Origin of the sequence: Geodermatophilus sp. DF01-2 (assembly GCF_004571065.1) — a bacterium.
GTDB lineage: Bacteria > Actinomycetota > Actinomycetes > Mycobacteriales > Geodermatophilaceae > Geodermatophilus.
The window spans coordinates 22967-38899 of the sequence record NZ_SPQN01000035.1; the positions used below are offsets into that span (position 1 = coordinate 22967).

The following is a 15933-nucleotide window of genomic DNA, read 5'->3' on the forward strand; positions in this document are numbered from 1 at the left end:
GAGCGCGCCCGACCGCCGGTACGGGTGGGACGCAGGTGACCCGGCTGATGTGACACCCGGGGTCCCGGGGGCGTCCTGGAGCGGATGTGACACCGGGTTCGACTGGAGTCCCGGCCGCCGGTGCCGACGGGTGCGCGGCCCGCCGAGGACAGGGGGGATGCGCCTCCACCGGACCACCTCCGCTTCCCCCCGCCGCCCGCTCCGGGCGCTGGCCGGGGGAGCGACCGCGCTCGCCCTCTCGCTGACGCTGCCGGTGGCGGCCGCGCGGGCCGACGAGCCGGCCGGCCAGGACACCGTCGTCGGCGAGCTCGTGCAGGCCTGGCCCGAGGTGGGCCAGGCCGGCCACGCCGTCGAGGCCGGCCACGAGGAGGCGGAGCACGAGGAGGCGGAGCACGAGGAGGCGGAGCACGGCGACGGCGGGCACGGGGCCGAGGTCGCCGAGGCGCCGCTGACCTGGGTGCAGAGCGCGTCCGGCGAGGCCGTCCGCGTGCCGACCGAGGCCGTCGACGGCCTGCCGGTCGGCTCGACCGTCGAGGTCACGGTGGGCGAGGAGCTCTCCGACGCCGCCGGCGAGGACGGTTACGAGCCGGCCCGGGACGTGCTCGACACCGAGCTGCTCGAGGAGGCGCCGAAGACCAGCACCCCCCGGGTGGCCGGGCTGACCAACCAGGTCACCGTGGCGATGGCCGTCCCGGCCGGGGGCCAGGCGGACGGGACGACGCTGGCGCAGGTCGTCGCCGCCGTCGACGGCCCGGTCGCCGAGTTCTGGGCCGGGGAGACCGACGGCGCCGTCCGGCTCGGCGTGACCGCGGCCCACGACTGGGTGCAGACCGACGCCGCCTGCGCGGATCCCACCGCGCTGTGGAACGAGGTCGCCGACCGCACCGGCTTCGTACCCGGGCCCGGCCGGCACCTGGTGGCCTACGTCAGCAGCCTGCCGCGGGACCTGCCCGGCTGCTCCTACGCACTCGGCCAGGTCGGCGCGGGGCCCGGCGCCGGCGGGCGGATCTACGTCCGCGACGTGCTGCCCTCGGTGATCGCGCACGAGCTGGGCCACAACTTCGGCCTCGGCCACTCCTCGGCGCACCAGTGCGACGGCGCGGTCGAGACCGGCGCCTGCCGCACCGCCCCCTACCGCGACTACTACGACGTCATGGGCGCCTCCTGGAGCCGGCTCGGCTCGCTCAACGCCCCCCAGGCGGCGCAGCTGGGCGTGCTGCCCGCCTCGGCCCAGCTCGCGGTCCCCGCGGCCGGCCCGGCGACGACGGTCACCCTCGCCCCGCTGTCGGGTCGCGCCGGTACCCGGGCGGTCCGGCTGACCGACGCCGCCGGCGGCACCTACTGGCTGGAGCACCGTGCTGCCGCCGGTCGGGACGCCTGGCTCGACTCGGCCGACAACCGCTTCGGTCTGGAGTCCGGTGTGCTGCTGCGCCGCACCGGCGGGATGCCCGACACCGCCCTGCTGCTCGACGGCACGCCCAGTGCTGCCGCGGGCTGGGACGCCGACCTGCAGACGGCGCTGCCCGTGGGGGTGCCGGTGCCGGTGGCCGGCGGCGCGTTCACCGTCACCGTGGACGCCGTCACCGCGGCCGGGGCGACGCTCACCGTCACGCCCGCTCCCGGTGCCGCCGTCCCCGTGACCCCGCTGCCGGAGGGCGACCCCGCGCCCGAGGTCCTGGCCGCCGGCCCGGCCGGTGCGGTCCCGGCGCGGGAGGCTCCGGCGGACGTCGACACCACGGCGGGTGCGCCGGGCGTCGTCCCGCCGGGGACGGCTCGCGCCCTGGACCCGGTGGGGACGCCGGCCGCCACCGACGCTGTGCCGGAGGCTGCGGTCGTGGCGGCGGCGCAGAGCTCCGCCGGTGGTCGGTGGGCCCTGGCGGCGCGCGCGGCCGGAGGCCTGGGCGTCGTCGCCGTCGCCGGCTGGGGGTTCGCCCGGATGCGGGTCCGCACCCGCTCCTGACGCCGGCCCCTCGTCCGGGTGAGGCCCTCAAGGCCCCAGCCGCGGACGCCGATGACAGAGGAGCCCCGCCGCATTGGAGTCCTCGTGTCCGTTCAGCGCCGTCTGCCCCTCCGGCTCCTCGCCGCCGTCCCCGCCGTCGCCCTGCCGGTGTTGGTCGCATCGCCGGTCGGGGCGGAGGAGACCTCGGCCGCCGGGGACACCGTCGTGGGCGAGTTGGTGCAGGCGTGGGCCGAGCCGGAGGGTCCCGAGGAGGCGCACGGGCACGCGGACGACGAGCCGCTGAGCTGGATCGAGACCGACGCCGGCGACGCGGTGCGGGTCCCCACCGAGGACGTCGAGGGCATCGAGGTCGGCTCCGTCGTGGAGGTCACCCTCGGTGCGGAGAGCACCGACTCGTCCCCGGCCGAGGAGGGCCTCGCCCCGGCCATCGAGGTCGTGACCGCCGAGGTCGTCGAGGAGGCGTCGCCCGCCCCCTCGCTGTCGGGCGCGGCGGCGGGCATCACCAACGCCGTCACCGTCGTCATGACCGTTCCGGCCGGCGGCGCGGCGGACGGCACGGAACTCGCCGACGTCGTCGCCGCGGTCGACGGCCCGGTGGCGGACTTCTGGCGCGAGCAGAGCGACGGCGCGATCCAGGTGGGGGTCACGGCGTCGTCCGACTGGCACCGCTCGGCGTACGACTGCAGCGACCCGTACCGGCTGTGGAACGACGCCGCGGCCCACGCCGGCTGGTCGGGCGGCCCCGGGCGACACCTGCTGGTGTACCTTCCCGCGGACTCGCTCGGGTGCGCCTACGGCCTCGCGGAGGTCGGCGGCTCCATCGGCGCCGGCGGCCGGCTGTACGTGCAGGACACGGCTACCTCGCTGCTGGCCCACGAGTTCGGGCACAACTTCGGTCTCGGCCACTCGTCGGCCCTCCAGTGCGACGGCACGCTGGACGGCGGGACCTGCCGCATCGCCGACTACCGCGACTACTACGACGTCATGGGCGTCTCCTGGGAGCAGGTGGGCTCACTCACCGCCCCGCAGGCCGGCCGGATCGGCATCCTCCAGGAGGGACAGGTCCAGACGGTGACCTCCGACGAGGCCGGGGGCGTCTACACGTTGTCCCCCGTCTCCGGCCGGGTGGGCACGCGAGCGCTGCGGCTCACCGGTCCCGACGGCTCGGTCCACTGGCTGGAGTACCGGCCGGCGCAGGGCCGGGACGCGTGGCTGGACAGCGCGGCCAACTGGCCGCGGCTGCAGTCCGGCGTCCTGCTGCGACGGGCCTCGACCGGCAACAGCACGTCGCTGCTGCTCGACGGGACCCCGTCCAGGAGCAGCGCGTGGGGGAGCGACACGCAGGTGGCGCTCCCGCTCGGCCGAGGCGTCGCGGTGGCCGGTGACCGCTTCCTCGTCACCGTCGGCTCGGTGTCCTCGTCCGACGCGCAGGTCACCGTCACACCGATGTCCCCGATCACGACCGCGTACGTCGCCTCGGGCGGTGCCGCCGGTCCCCTGGGTGAGCCGACGGCGACGGAGACGTGCGGTCTGCGGGACGGCGGCTGCCTGCGCACCTACACCGGCGGGGCCATCTACTGGTCACCGGCCACCGGCGCCCACCTGGTCACCGGCGAGATCCTCGACGCCTACCGGCGGGCCGGCGCGGAGGCCGGGCGCATCGGCTACCCGATCGCGGCCGCCTCGGCCATCGCCGGCGGCGGGCACGCGCAGGCATTCCGGCACGGCTCGATCTACTCGTCCCCCACGGCCGGGACGCACGCTGTGCCCGCCGCGTTCCTCGGCGCCTGGTGGGCCACCGGAGGCGTCTCCGGCCCGCTGGGGTACCCGACGTCCGGCCAGGAGGCGATCGCCACCGGTGGGGCGGTCGCGTTCGAGGGCGGCGCGGTCCACTGGTCGCCCGGCACGGGGGCCCGCGCGCTGCGGGGGCCGGTGCTCGACGCCTACACCCGCGCCGGCGGGGCGGCCGGGCCCCTGGGCTTCCCGATCAGCGGTGTGCTCACCGTTCCGGGCGGGACCGCCGCGGCCTTCCAGGGCGGGTCGGTCTACGAGTCGGCGGCCACCGGTGCCCATGTGGTGCGTGACGGCGTCCGGTCGGCGTGGTGGGCCACGGGCGGGGTGTCCGGCCCCCTGGGCTTCCCGACCAGCGACCACGCGGCCGTTCCCGGTGGCTTCGCCGCGGCCTTCCAGGGCGGGTCGGTCTACGAGTCGGCGGCCACCGGCGCGCACGCCGTGCGGGAGCCGATCCGCTCGGCGTGGTGGTCCGCCGGCGGGGTGTCCGGCCCGCTGGGCTTCCCGACGAGCGGCCTGCTCACCGTCCCCGGCGGGACGGCGCAGGCCTTCGCCGACGGCTCGGTCTACTCCTCTCCCAGGACCGGGACGGCCGCCCTGCCGGCGCGCTACCTCGGGCCGTGGTGGGCGACCGGTGGGGTGACCGGACCGTTCGGGTTCCCGATCACCGGGGAGCTCACCGTCCCGGGTGGCACGGCCGTCGCCTTCCAGAACGGCTCGGTGTACGCATCCCCGGCCACGGGGGTCCACGCCGTCAGCGGATCCATCCGCAGCGCCTGGTGGGCGACGGGCGGGGTGTCCGGCCCCCTGGGCTTCCCGACGAGCGGGCTGCTCACCGTGCCCGGCGGGACGGCGCAGGCCTTCGCCGGAGGGTCGGTGTACTCCTCCGCGGCCGGGGGGACCCACGCGGTCCGGGCGGAGTTCCTCGGGCCGTGGTGGAGCACGGGCGGGGTGAGCGGCCCCATGGGTTTCCCCACGACCGGGCTGCTCATTGTCGACGGGGGTACCGCGCAGGCCTTCGCCAGCGGCTCGGTCTACGCCGCCAGCGGACAGCCGGCGCACGCCGTTCACGGCGCGACGCGACAGGCCTGGTGGGCCCTCGGGGGGATCGGCGGTCCCTACGGCTTCCCCGTGGGGAGCACGACGTCGAGCGGCGAGCGCAGCTCCACCCGTTTCGCGGGCGGGTTGCTGGCCGGGTCGGCCGGACAGGTCCTGACGGTGGGCAACGACGTCCTGTCCGCCGTGGACCGTGTCGGAGGGCTGCGGGCGGTCGGGCTGCCGATCGCTGCCGAAGGTGCGGTCCCCGGCGGCCGGGCCCAGGCCTTCGAGCGGGCGTCCGTCTACTGGAGCCCGTCCACCCGGGCGCAGGTCGTCAGCGGGCCGCTGCGCGCCGCCTGGTGGGCCTCGGGCGGAGTCACCGGGGTCCACGGCTTCCCCGTCAGCGACGTCACCGACGTCCCCGGCTCCACCGGCCCCGGCCAGTCCCTGACCTTCGCCGACGGCACGTCCTACTGGTCGGCGGCGACGGGCGCGCGCTTCGTCGCCACGGCGGTCGATGCGCCGTACACCAGCGGGGGCGGCCCGGCCTCGTCCCTCGGGTGGCCCGTGTCGGACACGTACTACGAGTCCTCGGGCCAGCAGCGCAACGACTTCCAGGGCGGCTTCCTCACCGATTGAACGGCTACCCCGCGTCGGCGATGGTGCAGATGACCGCGCCGCTGGTGACCGTGGCACCCACCTCGGCGGACAGGCCGCTCACGGTGCCCGACTTGTGGGCGGTGATCGGCTGCTCCATCTTCATCGCCTCGAGGACGACGACCAGGTCGCCCTCGGCCACGGTGTCCCCGTCGGAGACCGCGACCTTGACGATCGTCCCCTGCATCGGGCTGTTCAGGGAGTCGCCCGACGCCGCCGACCCGCCGTGCCCACCGCCCCGCTTGCGCGGCTTGCCCCCCCCAGCCGCGGCCGGGGCGCCCCCACCGGCGGCCAGACCCGCGGGCAGCGACACCTCCAGCCGGCGCCCACCGACCTCGACGACGACGGTCTGCCGGGGCTCCTCCTCGGCCCCCTCGGCCGGCGCGGCCGAGTACGGCGGGACCTGGTTGTCCCACTCGGTCTCGATCCAGCGGGTGTGCACGGTGAACGGCTCGGTCGTGAACGCCTCGTCGCGCACCACCGCCCGGTGGAACGGGACGACGGTGGGCATGCCCTCGACGACCAGCTCGTCCAGCGCGCGGCGGGCCCGCTGCAGCGCCTCCTCGCGGCTGGCCCCGGTGACGATCAGCTTGGCCAGCATCGAGTCGAACGCGCCGGCCACCTCGCCACCGGTCTCCACGCCGGAGTCCCAGCGCACGCCGGGACCTTGCGGGATCTCCAGCCGGGTCACCGGGCCGGGGGCGGGCATGAAGTTGCGCCCGGCATCCTCGGCGTTGATCCGGAACTCGATGCTGTGCCCGCGCGGGGTCGGGTCCTCGGTGATCTCGAGCGGGAGGCCGTCGGCGATGCGGAACTGCTGGCGGACCAGGTCGATGCCGCTGGTCTCCTCGCTGACCGGGTGCTCGACCTGCAGCCGGGTGTTGACCTCGAGGAAGGAGATCGAGCCGTCGGCGCCCACAAGGTACTCCACGGTGCCGGCGCCGGAGTAGCCGGCCTCCCGGCAGATCGCCTTGGCCGACTCGTGGATGCGCGCGCGCTGCTCGTCGGTGAGGAACGGCGCGGGCGCCTCCTCGACCAGCTTCTGGTTGCGCCGCTGCAGCGAGCAGTCCCGGGTGCCGACGACGACCACGTTGCCGTGGGTGTCGGCCAGCACCTGCGCCTCCACGTGCCGCGGCTTGTCGAGGAAGCGCTCGACGAAGCACTCGCCCCGGCCGAAGGCCGACACGGCCTCGCGGACGGCGGAGTCGAACAGCTCGGGGATCTCCTCCGTGGTGCGGGCGACCTTGAGGCCGCGGCCGCCACCGCCGAACGCCGCCTTGATGGCGACCGGGAGGCCGTGCTCCTCGGCGAAGGCGACGACCTCGTCGGCGCCGCCCACCGGGTCCTTGGTGCCGGGCACCAGTGGTGCGCCGGCGCGGGTCGCGATGTGCCGGGCGGCCACCTTGTCGCCGAGGTCGATGATCGACTGCGGTGAGGGGCCGATCCAGGTCAGCCCGGCGTCGAGAACCGCCTGGGCGAAGTCGGCGTTCTCGGACAGGAAGCCGTACCCGGGGTGGACGGCGTCGGCGCCGGACCGCTTCGCCGCATCGAGGATCTTGTCGATCACCAGGTAGGAGTCACCGGGCGTCGTCCCCCCGAGGGCGAAGGCCTCGTCGGCGACCCGGACGTGCAACGCGTCGCGGTCGGGCTCGGCGTACACCGCGACACTGGTCAGCCCCGCGTCCTTACAGGCGCGGGCCACCCGGACCGCGATCTCGCCGCGGTTGGCGATCAGGACCTTCTGCACCGGTGCCCTCCCTCGTGTGGACCGTCCGGACTGTAGCCAGTCGGGAGGGTCGCGATGCCAACCAGGGGAGGTCCCGACGCCTGTCGAGCGGCGGCCTCAGCCCGGCGTCGCGACCCGTGTGGGAGGCCGACGTGCGAGAGAGCGCGCCTGCTGCAGCCAGCGGCGCAGTCCCACGCCCTGGAGGTTCCCGCGATCGCGCGGGGCGACGAAGGCGGCGTCGGCGTCGACGAGGATGGCCGGGTCGGTGTCGGACACTTCCGCCTCCGGTGCGGGGGGAGGTGCAGCCGGGAGTGCCTCCGGCACCGGGACCAGTGCGATCAGGGCGTCCAGGGCGGCGTCGAGGAGGTCGCCTGCCTCGGGCGTCCGGTCGACCTCCTCGCGGCGGGACTCGGCGACGAGCAGGTCGTCGACGTCGCCCACCACGTGGAAGTCCAGACCGGCCAGCTCGTCCAGCATGACGTCCGCACGGGCGGCGGCCCAGTCACGGACGTCGGCCGGCAGGGTCAGGGGCACCGCGCCTTCCCGTGCGGGGAGGGCGACGCGCCCGAGCAGATGGGTGATCCGCGCCTCGTGCACCGGCCACTCCAGGTCGTCACCCAACCGCTCGTTGAGCCGGCGCAGCAGCTCGCTCTCGACCTGCCCGAGCGACTGATTGCGGCGTCCCTCGGGCAGGGAGGCGAGCGCCGGGTCGACGTCGAGGACCTCGGCGAAGCGCTCCCAGAGGAGGGCCGGGTCGGTCCCTGCAGGAGGGACGGTCACCAGGTGCACCCGGGACGGCGGCAGCGTGGCTCCCCATCGGCGCAGCAGCGCGGGCAGGTCCTGGCGCAACCAGAACTCGGTGGCGTAGCCGTCCTCGTCCCCGACGGGGTGGTACGGAGCCCCGCTGCGGCGCGATCCCGGGCAGACGATGTCGAGGTAGTGCGGGAACGGCATCGGGCTGCGGTTCTTGACGTTCTCCTGCCAGACGGCGGGCAGCGTCCGGGACAGGTCGCGGGCGGTGACGACGACGTGCACCTCGGCGAAGTCGAGGTCGGCCAGGGCGGCGGCTGCCTGGTCCGCAGTGAGGTCGCCGAACAGCTCGTGCGAGATGACCGTCGTCCCCTCGTGGTCACGGGCCGCGGTCACCAACCGGGACCACGCGCCAGGGACATCCGGGTCCACCCATCCGTGGAAGCTCTCCCGCTTGGCGTCGAGGGCCGCGTGGAAGTGGGCGCCTGGATGGTCCCCGGGGTAGGACACGCCGGCCTGTGCCAGGGCGGGCCGCGACGCCCACATCAGGTCCTGGAGGTAGGTCGTGCCGGACTTGGGTGTCCCGACGTGGAGGACGACGCGCTGCGAACTCACCCCCTGAGGGTCGTACACTGCGACGGCCGAGGACGGATTGCACGGGGTGTCCGTGACTGGTGGGGCGGGCGGGACGCACGGGGTGCGAACCGGTTCGTCTCAGCGGCGCCACAGGTCCGTGATGGTCAGCCCGAGTCTGCCGAGCTGGGTGCGGAGCGTGGCCAGCGACAGCCCGACGACGGCCGCCGGGTCGCCGTCCACCCGGCGGACGAAGGGTGCGCCGAGCCCGTCGAGGGTGAACGCGCCGGCCACGGCCAGCGGCTCGCCGGTCGCCAGGTAGGCCTCGATCTCCTGCGGGGTCGGGGTGGCGAAGTGCACGACGGTGGAGACGACGGCGACGTCCCGGCTGACCACCTGGCCGTCCTGGACGTCGAAGAGCGCCTGGCCGGTGTGCAGCACGCCGCTCCTGCCGCTCATGCGCTGCCAGCGGTCGCGGGCGTCGTGCGCGTCGGCCGGCTTGCCCAGCGGTTGTCCGCGGAACTCCAGCAGCGAGTCGGCGCCGACGATCAGTGCGTCGGTCTCCTTCCCGGCGACGGCCTTGGCCTTGGCGGCGGCCAGCAGCGCGACCTGTTCGCCGACCCGCGCGGCCTGGACGGCCGATTCGTCGACCTCGCTGACGACGACCTCGGGCGTGAGCCCGGCCTGGCGCATCAGGGCCAGGCGAGCCGGGGACGCCGAGGCCAGCACGAGCCGGCGATCCACGCTCATGCATGTCTCCCCGAGGCGTGCCAGCCGCCGGGTCCCGGGCGCAGGGGCGTCCGGTGGGCGTCCCCGAACGAGGCCCAGGCGCCGACCGGGGTCGGCCGGCGGCGGGGGCGCCGCTGCGACAGCGCGGCGACGACGACGGTGAGTGCGGCGAGCTCCTCGGCGGTGGGCTCGCCCTTGACGACCCGCAGGAGCGGGGGTGCTCCCGGTGGCGTTCCGTGGCCGCGAGGAGCGGGGCCCGGTGGGTCCCCGACGAGCGGAAGGACCCCGTCCTCCCCACCCTTCGCGAGCTCAGGGTGGGACCCGGGACGGGGCCGGGGCTCCGCGGCGGCCGGGGACGGCACCTGGCCGCGGTGCCGTCCGGAGGACGGCGGTGTCACGGACGGTGTCGTCCTCACAGCGGGATGTTCCCGTGCTTCTTCGGCGGCAGCGTCTGGCGCTTGTTGGCCAGCAGGCGCAGCCCCTTGGTGATCTCGATGCGGCTCTCCGACGGTCGGATCACCTGGTCGACGTACCCGCGGTCGGCGGCGATGTACGGCGACAGCAGCGCGTCCTCGTACTCGGTGATCAGCTCGGCCCGGCGGGCGTCGGGGTCGCTCGCGTCGGCGAGCTCGCGCCGGTAGAGGATGTTCACCGCGCCCTGGGCGCCCATCACGGCGATCTGCGACGTCGGCCAGGCGAGGTTGAGGTCGGCGCCGAGGTGCTTGGAGCCCATGACGTCGTAGGCGCCGCCGTAGGCCTTGCGGGTGATCACGGTGATCTTCGGGACGGTGGCCTCGGCGTAGGCGTAGATCAGCTTCGCGCCGCGGCGGATGATCCCCTCCCACTCCTGGGAGGTCCCGGGCAGGAAGCCGGGGACGTCGACGAAGGTCAGCACCGGGATGTTGAAGGCGTCGCAGGTGCGGACGAAGCGCGCCGCCTTCTCGCTGGCGTCGATGTCGAGGGTACCGGCGAACTGGGTGGGCTGGTTGGCCACGACGCCGACCGGCCGGCCCTCGACCCGGCCGAAGCCGACGACGATGTTCGGCGCGAACAGCGGCTGCACCTCGAGGAACTCGCCGTCGTCGAGGACGTGCTCGATGACGGTGTGCATGTCGTAGGGGGTGTTGGCCGAGTCCGGGATGAAGCTGTCGAGCTCGCGGTCGGCGTCGGTGACGCCGTCGTGCGAGGTGTCGGCCGGGGGCACCTCGACGGCCGGCAGCGGGTCGAGGTTGTTGCTCGGCAGGTAGGAGAGGAGCGCCTTGACGTAGTCGAGGGCGTCGGCCTCGTCCTCGGCCAGGTAGTGCGCGACGCCCGACTTGGTGTTGTGGGTCCGGGCGCCGCCGAGCTCCTCGAGGGTGACGTCCTCGCCGGTGACGGTCTTCACCACGTCCGGGCCGGTGATGAACATCTGGCTGGTCTGGTCGACCATCACGATGAAGTCGGTGAGCGCGGGGGAGTAGACGTGGCCGCCGGCCGCGGCGCCCATCACCAGCGAGATCTGCGGGATGACACCGGAGGCGTGCACGTTGCGCCGGAAGATCTCGCCGTAGAGGCCGAGGGAGACCACGCCCTCCTGGATCCGCGCGCCGCCGCCCTCGTTGATCCCGATGACCGGGCAGCCGTTGCGGATGGCCAGGTCGAGGACCTTGACGATCTTCTCGCCGTAGACCTCGCCGAGGCTGCCGCCGAAGACGGTCACGTCCTGGGAGAAGACGCAGACCGGGCGCCCGTCGACGGTTCCGTACCCGGTGACGACGCCGTCGCCGAAGGGCCGGCGGGCGTCCATCCCGAAGTTCGTGGAGCGGTGTCGGGCGAACTCGTCGAGCTCGGTGAACGACCCCGGGTCCAGCAGCGCCTCGATCCGCTCGCGGGCGGTCATCTTGCCCGCGGCGTGCTGCTTCTCGACCGCGCGCTCGGAGCCCGCGTGGGTGGCCTCCTGCACGCGCCGCTCGAAGTCCGCCAGCTTGCCGGCGGTCGTGTGGATGTCGATGTCGCCCGGGACGGAGTCCCCGGCGCTCTCCAGTTCAGCCGCGCTCACGCATCTCTCCTCGCCGGCGCTCGTCAGCCGCGTTCGCGGCGCTGCTGTGCCCGTGTGCGAGCTCGCACGCTCGCTCACGAGTTCCGTAGCGTAGGGGAGTGCCCGAACCGTCGCCGTCCCCCTCCGCGGCCTCCTCCCGGGCACCTCTCGACGGCCCGGCGCTCGCGGCCGCGCTGACGGCCGACAGTGCCCTGTGGCGCTCGCTCGAGGTCGTCGGCGAGATCGGCTCGACCAACGCGGCCCTGGTGGCCGCTGCGGCCGACGACGCGCCCGAGGGCACGGTGCTGGTCGCCGAGCACCAGGCGGCCGGCCGCGGCCGGCTGGACCGCGTCTGGACCTCCCCGCCGGGCGCGGGCATCACCGTCTCGTTCCTGCTGCGGCCCGACGTCCCGAGCGCCCGCCGGGGCTGGCTGCCGCTGCTCACCGGGGTCGCGCTGGCCGAGGCGGTGGGCGAGGTGCCCGGCGTGCGGGCCTCGCTCAAGTGGCCCAACGACCTGCTCGCCCCGGACGGCGCCAAGCTCGCCGGCATCCTCGCCGAGGCGATGACGGCACCCACCCCGCCCGCCGTGGTCATGGGCGTGGGGCTCAACGTCTCGACGCGCGCCGACGAGCTCCCGCAGACGGGTACCTCGCTGGTGCTGGTGGCCGGGCGTCCGGTCGACCGGGCGGCGGTGCTGCTGCAGTTCCTGCGCGGCTTCGAGCGGCGCTACCTGGCCTGGGTGCAGGCGCTGGGCGACCCGGTCGCCAGTGGGCTGGCCCGCGACTACCTCGCGTGGTGCTCGACGGTGGGGGCGGCGGTCGTCGTCTCGCTGCCGGACGACTCGACCCTCGAGGGGGTGGCCGAGTCGGTCGACTGGGACGGCCGGCTCGTCGTCCGGACGCGGGAGGGTGTCGTGGAGCTCGCCAGCGGCGACGTGCGACACGTGCGGTGACACTGTCGTCCTGCCGGACGACACCGCGGCCAGGAGCCGTTCCCGACATGCGTCGAGCCGCTGCGTCGTTCCTCGCGGAGAGCCTCCGGCCCTCCACTCGTCGCGACACCGTGCGCGGGAACCTCTCGCAGCGACCCGGGTGCGTCATCCTGGTGGGGTGCCCTACCCGGACAAGCTGCTCGCCGAGGACGAAGAGGTCGTCCGGCACCTGCACCCGCACTGGCTGACCCTCGCCCGGCCGGTCCTCGTGCTCCTGCTCGTGGTCGGCGTGGCCTCGTTCGGCGCGGCGCTGGTGCCGGCCGGCCCGCAGCAGGGCACGGTGCGCGCCGTCGTGGCCGGCGTGGCCCTGCTCGTGGTCGCCCGCACCGTGCTGGGGCCGGTGCTGCGCTGGCGGACGACGCACTACGTCGTCACCACTCACCGGGTGCTGCTCCGGGAGGGCGTCCTCGCCCGCCGGGGCCGCGACATCGCGCTCTCCCGGGTCGCCGACGTCTCCTACCGGCAGACGCTCGGGCAGCGGCTGGTCCGCTCCGGCACGCTGACCATCGAGTCCACCGGCGACGGCGCGGCCACCGTGCTCGAGCGGGTCCCCGGCAGCGACGGCGTCCAGCAGCTGCTGGCCCAGCTGATCGAGGAGGACGCCGACCGGCGCGGCTGGGAGGGCGGATACGCCCGTGGCCCGGTGGGCTGGGAGCCGGCCGGGGACCAGGACGGCTGGGCGCCCGCGGACCGGGCGACGGAACATCGCACCACGCGGCTCTGACCCTTTCTCCGGGCGCGGTGTGACTGGTCCGTTCCGGCGTGCCTGGGCAGTTCTGTCGGTACCCCGACCTACCTTCTGCGCCCATGCGGCTGCTGCACACCTCGGACTGGCACATCGGCCGCTCCCTGCACGGCGCCGACCTGCTGCGCGAGCAGGAGGCGGTGCTCGGCAGGCTGGCCGACGTCGTCGTCGCGGAGTCGGTGGACGTCGTGGTCGTCGCCGGTGACGTCTACGACCGCGCGGTGCCCTCCGCCGACGCGACCGGCGTGCTCGACCGGGTGTTGATGCGGCTCCGCAGTGCGGGGGCGACCGTGGTCCTCACCCCCGGCAACCACGACTCGGCGCGGCGGCTGGCTTTCGGGGCCGGTCTGATGGCGCGGTCCGGCGTGTACGTGCGCGCGGCGACCGCCGCGCTCGACGAGCCCGTCCTGCTCGGTGACGAGCACGGCGAGGTGGCGGTCTACGGGCTGCCGTACCTGGAGCCGGAGATCGCCCGGCACGAGCTGGATGTGCCGGGCGCCCGGTCGCACGAGGCGGTCCTCACCGAGGCGATGGACCGGGTGCGCAGCGACCTGTTCCTCCGTCCCGGCACCCGGTCGGTGGTGCTGGCACACGCCTTCGTGGGCGGGGGGGTGCCCAGCGAGAGCGAGCGCGACATCTGCGTCGGCGGGGTCGACCTGGTGCCCGCGCCGGTCTTCGACGGGGTCGACTACGTGGCGCTGGGCCACCTCCACCGGCCGCAGACGATCACCCCGCGGCTGCGCTACAGCGGCTCGCCGCTGGCCTACTCCTTCGGCGAGGTCGGGCAGGACAAGCAGGTGTGGCTGGTCGACCTCGACGCCGGCGGGCTGGCCGGCGTCCGCGCGCTGCCACTGCCCACGCCGCGCCGGCTGACCGTGCTCACCGGCACCCTCGCCGAGCTGCTCGCCGACCCCGCCCACGCGGCCGTCGAGGAGCACTTCGTCTCTGCGCGGCTGACCGACGACGTCCGCCCGACCGACCCGATGCGCCGGTTGCAGACCCGCTTTCCGCACTGCGTGCACCTGGAGTGGACCGGCGGCACCCGCGGCGGTGACGGCCGCAGCTACCAGGAGCGCATGCGCGGCCGCAGCGACCTGGAGGTCGCCGGGGAGTTCGTCGCCCATGTCCGCGGCGGGATCGGGATCAGCGACGGCGAGCGGGAGCTGCTGGTCCGGGCACTGGGTGCCGCGGCCCGCGAGGAGCTGGCCGGATGAGGCTGCACTCCCTCTCGCTCACCGCGTTCGGACCGTTCGCCGGCACCGAGACCGTCGACGTCGACGCCGTCGCCCGCGACGGGCTGTTCCTCCTGTGGGGCCCCACCGGGGCGGGCAAGACGACGCTGCTCGACGCCGTCGTCTACGCCCTCTACGGCACCGTGCCCGGCGCGCGCGGCGAGGAGAAGCGGCTGCGCAGCGACCACGCCGACGCGGCCATCCGCACCGAGGTGTCCTGCGAGCTGACCCTTGCCGGCGAGCGGCTGCTCGTCGTCCGCCGGCCGGAGCAGAGCCGCCCGAAGAAGCGCGGCACCGGCGAGACCACCGAGCAGGCCCGGCTCACCGTGCAGCGGTGGGACGACGCCGGGTGGTTGCCGGTGAGCACCCGCATCGACGAGGGCTCGGAGTACCTGCGGGCGCGCCTCGGCCTGTCCGCCGAGCAGTTCTGCCAGGTGGTGCTGCTGCCCCAGGGGGACTTCGCCCGCTTCCTGCGCGCCGAGCCCGAGGACCGCGCCAGGCTGCTGCGCACCCTCTTCGACGTGGGCCGCTTCGCGCGCGCGGAGGAGTGGCTGGCCGCCGAGCGGCGAGCCGCCGAGGAGTCGTTGCGGGCCGACCGGCACCGGATCAGCACCCTGCTGCACCGGGTCGCCCAGATCGCCGACGTCGAGGTCCCCGAGGAGTTGGCGCCCGAGCTGGTCGGCGCCCAGCCCGGGGCGTCGGTCGACGCGTGGGTGACCGCGGTGCGCACCGGGGCCGCCGGCGACCTCATCCGCGCCGCGACGTCCGCGGAGGCGGCCGCCGCGGAGAGCGCACGTGCGGACGAGGAGCTGGCCGCCGCCCGCGGCCTGGCCGACCGGCACGCCCGGCGCGACCGCGCCCGCCAGGAGCTGGCCCGGCTCACCGCCGAGGAGGAGCAGCTGGTGCTGTTGCGGGCCCGCGCCGACGCCGGACGGCGGGCCGAGGCGCTGCGCGACGTCCTGGAGACCGCCGGCCGCACCGCGCTCGCCGCCGAGGCCGCGACCGCTGCCCTGGACGCGGCGCACATCGCCTGGGCGCAGGTGGGTCAGAACCGCGACGCGGACACACTTCTGGCCCGGGAGCTGCGCGACCAGGCCGCCGCGGCCCGGGCCCTGATTCCCGAGGCCGACCGTGCGGCCGGGCTGGCGCGCGAGCTGCCCCGGCTGACCCGGGCCGTCGAGGCGCTCACCGCGCGCTGCGGGAAAGGCGCCCGCGAGGTGGCGGTCTGGCCGGAGCGCGTCGCCGAGGCGCAGCGCCGGCTCGACGCCGCCCTGGCCGCCGCTGCCCGGCTCCCGGGCCTGACCGCCGTCGCCGACGCCGCCGGGACGGCGCTGGACGCGGCCACCCGGGCCGAGCGGGTGGCCGCCGACCTCGACGCCGCGCGCGCCGCGGCGGAGACCGCGCGCAGCGCGTGGCTGGATGCCCGCGAGACCCTGGTCGAGATGCGCACCGCCCGGCTCGACGGCATGGCCGCCGAGCTCGCCGCCGGCCTCGCCTCCGGCGTCGACTGCCCCGTCTGCGGCGCCACCGAGCACCCGCGGCCGGCCACGCACGACGGTCCCCGCGTCTCCGCGGACGACGAGGAGCGGGCACGGGAGGCCGTCGACGCGGCCGAGGAGCGGGCCACGGCTGCCCGCCGCGCGGTGGAGGAGCGGGAGCGGGAGCGCGCCGTCCTGCGGGGGCGGGCCGGGGAACTGGCGCCGGCCGAGCTGGCCGCGCGGGC

Annotated in this window: 11 protein-coding genes; 6 read left to right on the top strand and 5 right to left on the bottom strand. The window is 75.5% G+C overall.

The features are described from left to right. The first annotated feature begins 157 nt into the window (after positions 1 to 157). A complete protein-coding gene (locus E4P41_RS11150) occupies positions 158 to 1960 on the top strand; it encodes a reprolysin-like metallopeptidase (RefSeq protein ID WP_135141325.1) in 1803 nt (600 codons plus the stop codon). Between the two features lie 84 nt (positions 1961 to 2044). After that, positions 2045 to 5428, top strand: coding sequence for a hypothetical protein (locus tag E4P41_RS11155; RefSeq protein WP_135141326.1), 3384 nt, complete (start codon positions 2045 to 2047; stop codon positions 5426 to 5428). Between the two features lie 4 nt (positions 5429 to 5432). On the opposite strand, the gene E4P41_RS11160 is transcribed toward E4P41_RS11155, so the two are convergent. From E4P41_RS11160 to E4P41_RS11180, 5 genes are all read right to left on the bottom strand, one after another. After that, positions 5433 to 7193, bottom strand: coding sequence for a biotin carboxylase N-terminal domain-containing protein (locus E4P41_RS11160; protein WP_135141327.1), 1761 nt, complete (start codon positions 7191 to 7193; stop codon positions 5433 to 5435). A gap of 96 nt (positions 7194 to 7289) precedes the next feature. Continuing rightward, complete coding sequence (locus E4P41_RS11165; protein ID WP_135141328.1) at positions 7290 to 8537, bottom strand: hypothetical protein; 1248 nt, start codon at positions 8535 to 8537, stop codon at positions 7290 to 7292. Positions 8538 to 8636: 99 nt separating this feature from the next. Beyond that, positions 8637 to 9245, bottom strand: coding sequence for a Maf family protein (locus E4P41_RS11170; RefSeq protein ID WP_135141329.1), 609 nt, complete (start codon positions 9243 to 9245; stop codon positions 8637 to 8639). Further along, on the bottom strand, positions 9242 to 9640 hold the full coding sequence (locus E4P41_RS23205) for an acyl-CoA carboxylase subunit epsilon (RefSeq protein WP_348536483.1): 399 nt from the start codon (positions 9638 to 9640) through the stop codon (positions 9242 to 9244). The genes E4P41_RS11170 and E4P41_RS23205 overlap by 4 nt, the downstream gene beginning before the upstream one ends. After that, entirely contained in the window at positions 9637 to 11262 is a 1626-nt protein-coding gene (locus tag E4P41_RS11180; protein WP_135141330.1) for an acyl-CoA carboxylase subunit beta, read from the bottom strand. The genes E4P41_RS23205 and E4P41_RS11180 overlap by 4 nt, the downstream gene beginning before the upstream one ends. Positions 11263 to 11360: 98 nt before the next feature. Between E4P41_RS11180 and E4P41_RS11185 the strand changes: the two genes are divergently transcribed. The 4 genes from E4P41_RS11185 to E4P41_RS11200 form a co-directional block, all read left to right on the top strand. Then, complete coding sequence (locus tag E4P41_RS11185) at positions 11361 to 12194, top strand: biotin--[acetyl-CoA-carboxylase] ligase (protein ID WP_135141331.1); 834 nt, start codon at positions 11361 to 11363, stop codon at positions 12192 to 12194. 157 nt (positions 12195 to 12351) lie between these two features. Then, complete coding sequence (locus tag E4P41_RS11190; RefSeq protein ID WP_135141332.1) at positions 12352 to 12957, top strand: PH domain-containing protein; 606 nt, start codon at positions 12352 to 12354, stop codon at positions 12955 to 12957. 83 nt (positions 12958 to 13040) lie between these two features. Continuing rightward, the gene (locus E4P41_RS11195) at positions 13041 to 14192 is read left to right on the top strand and encodes an exonuclease SbcCD subunit D (protein WP_135141333.1); all 1152 of its coding nucleotides are present in this window, start codon (positions 13041 to 13043) and stop codon (positions 14190 to 14192) included. Further along, the coding region (locus E4P41_RS11200; protein ID WP_135141334.1) for an SMC family ATPase at positions 14189 to 15933 on the top strand (1745 nt) is incomplete at its 3' end. The genes E4P41_RS11195 and E4P41_RS11200, both read left to right, overlap by 4 nt.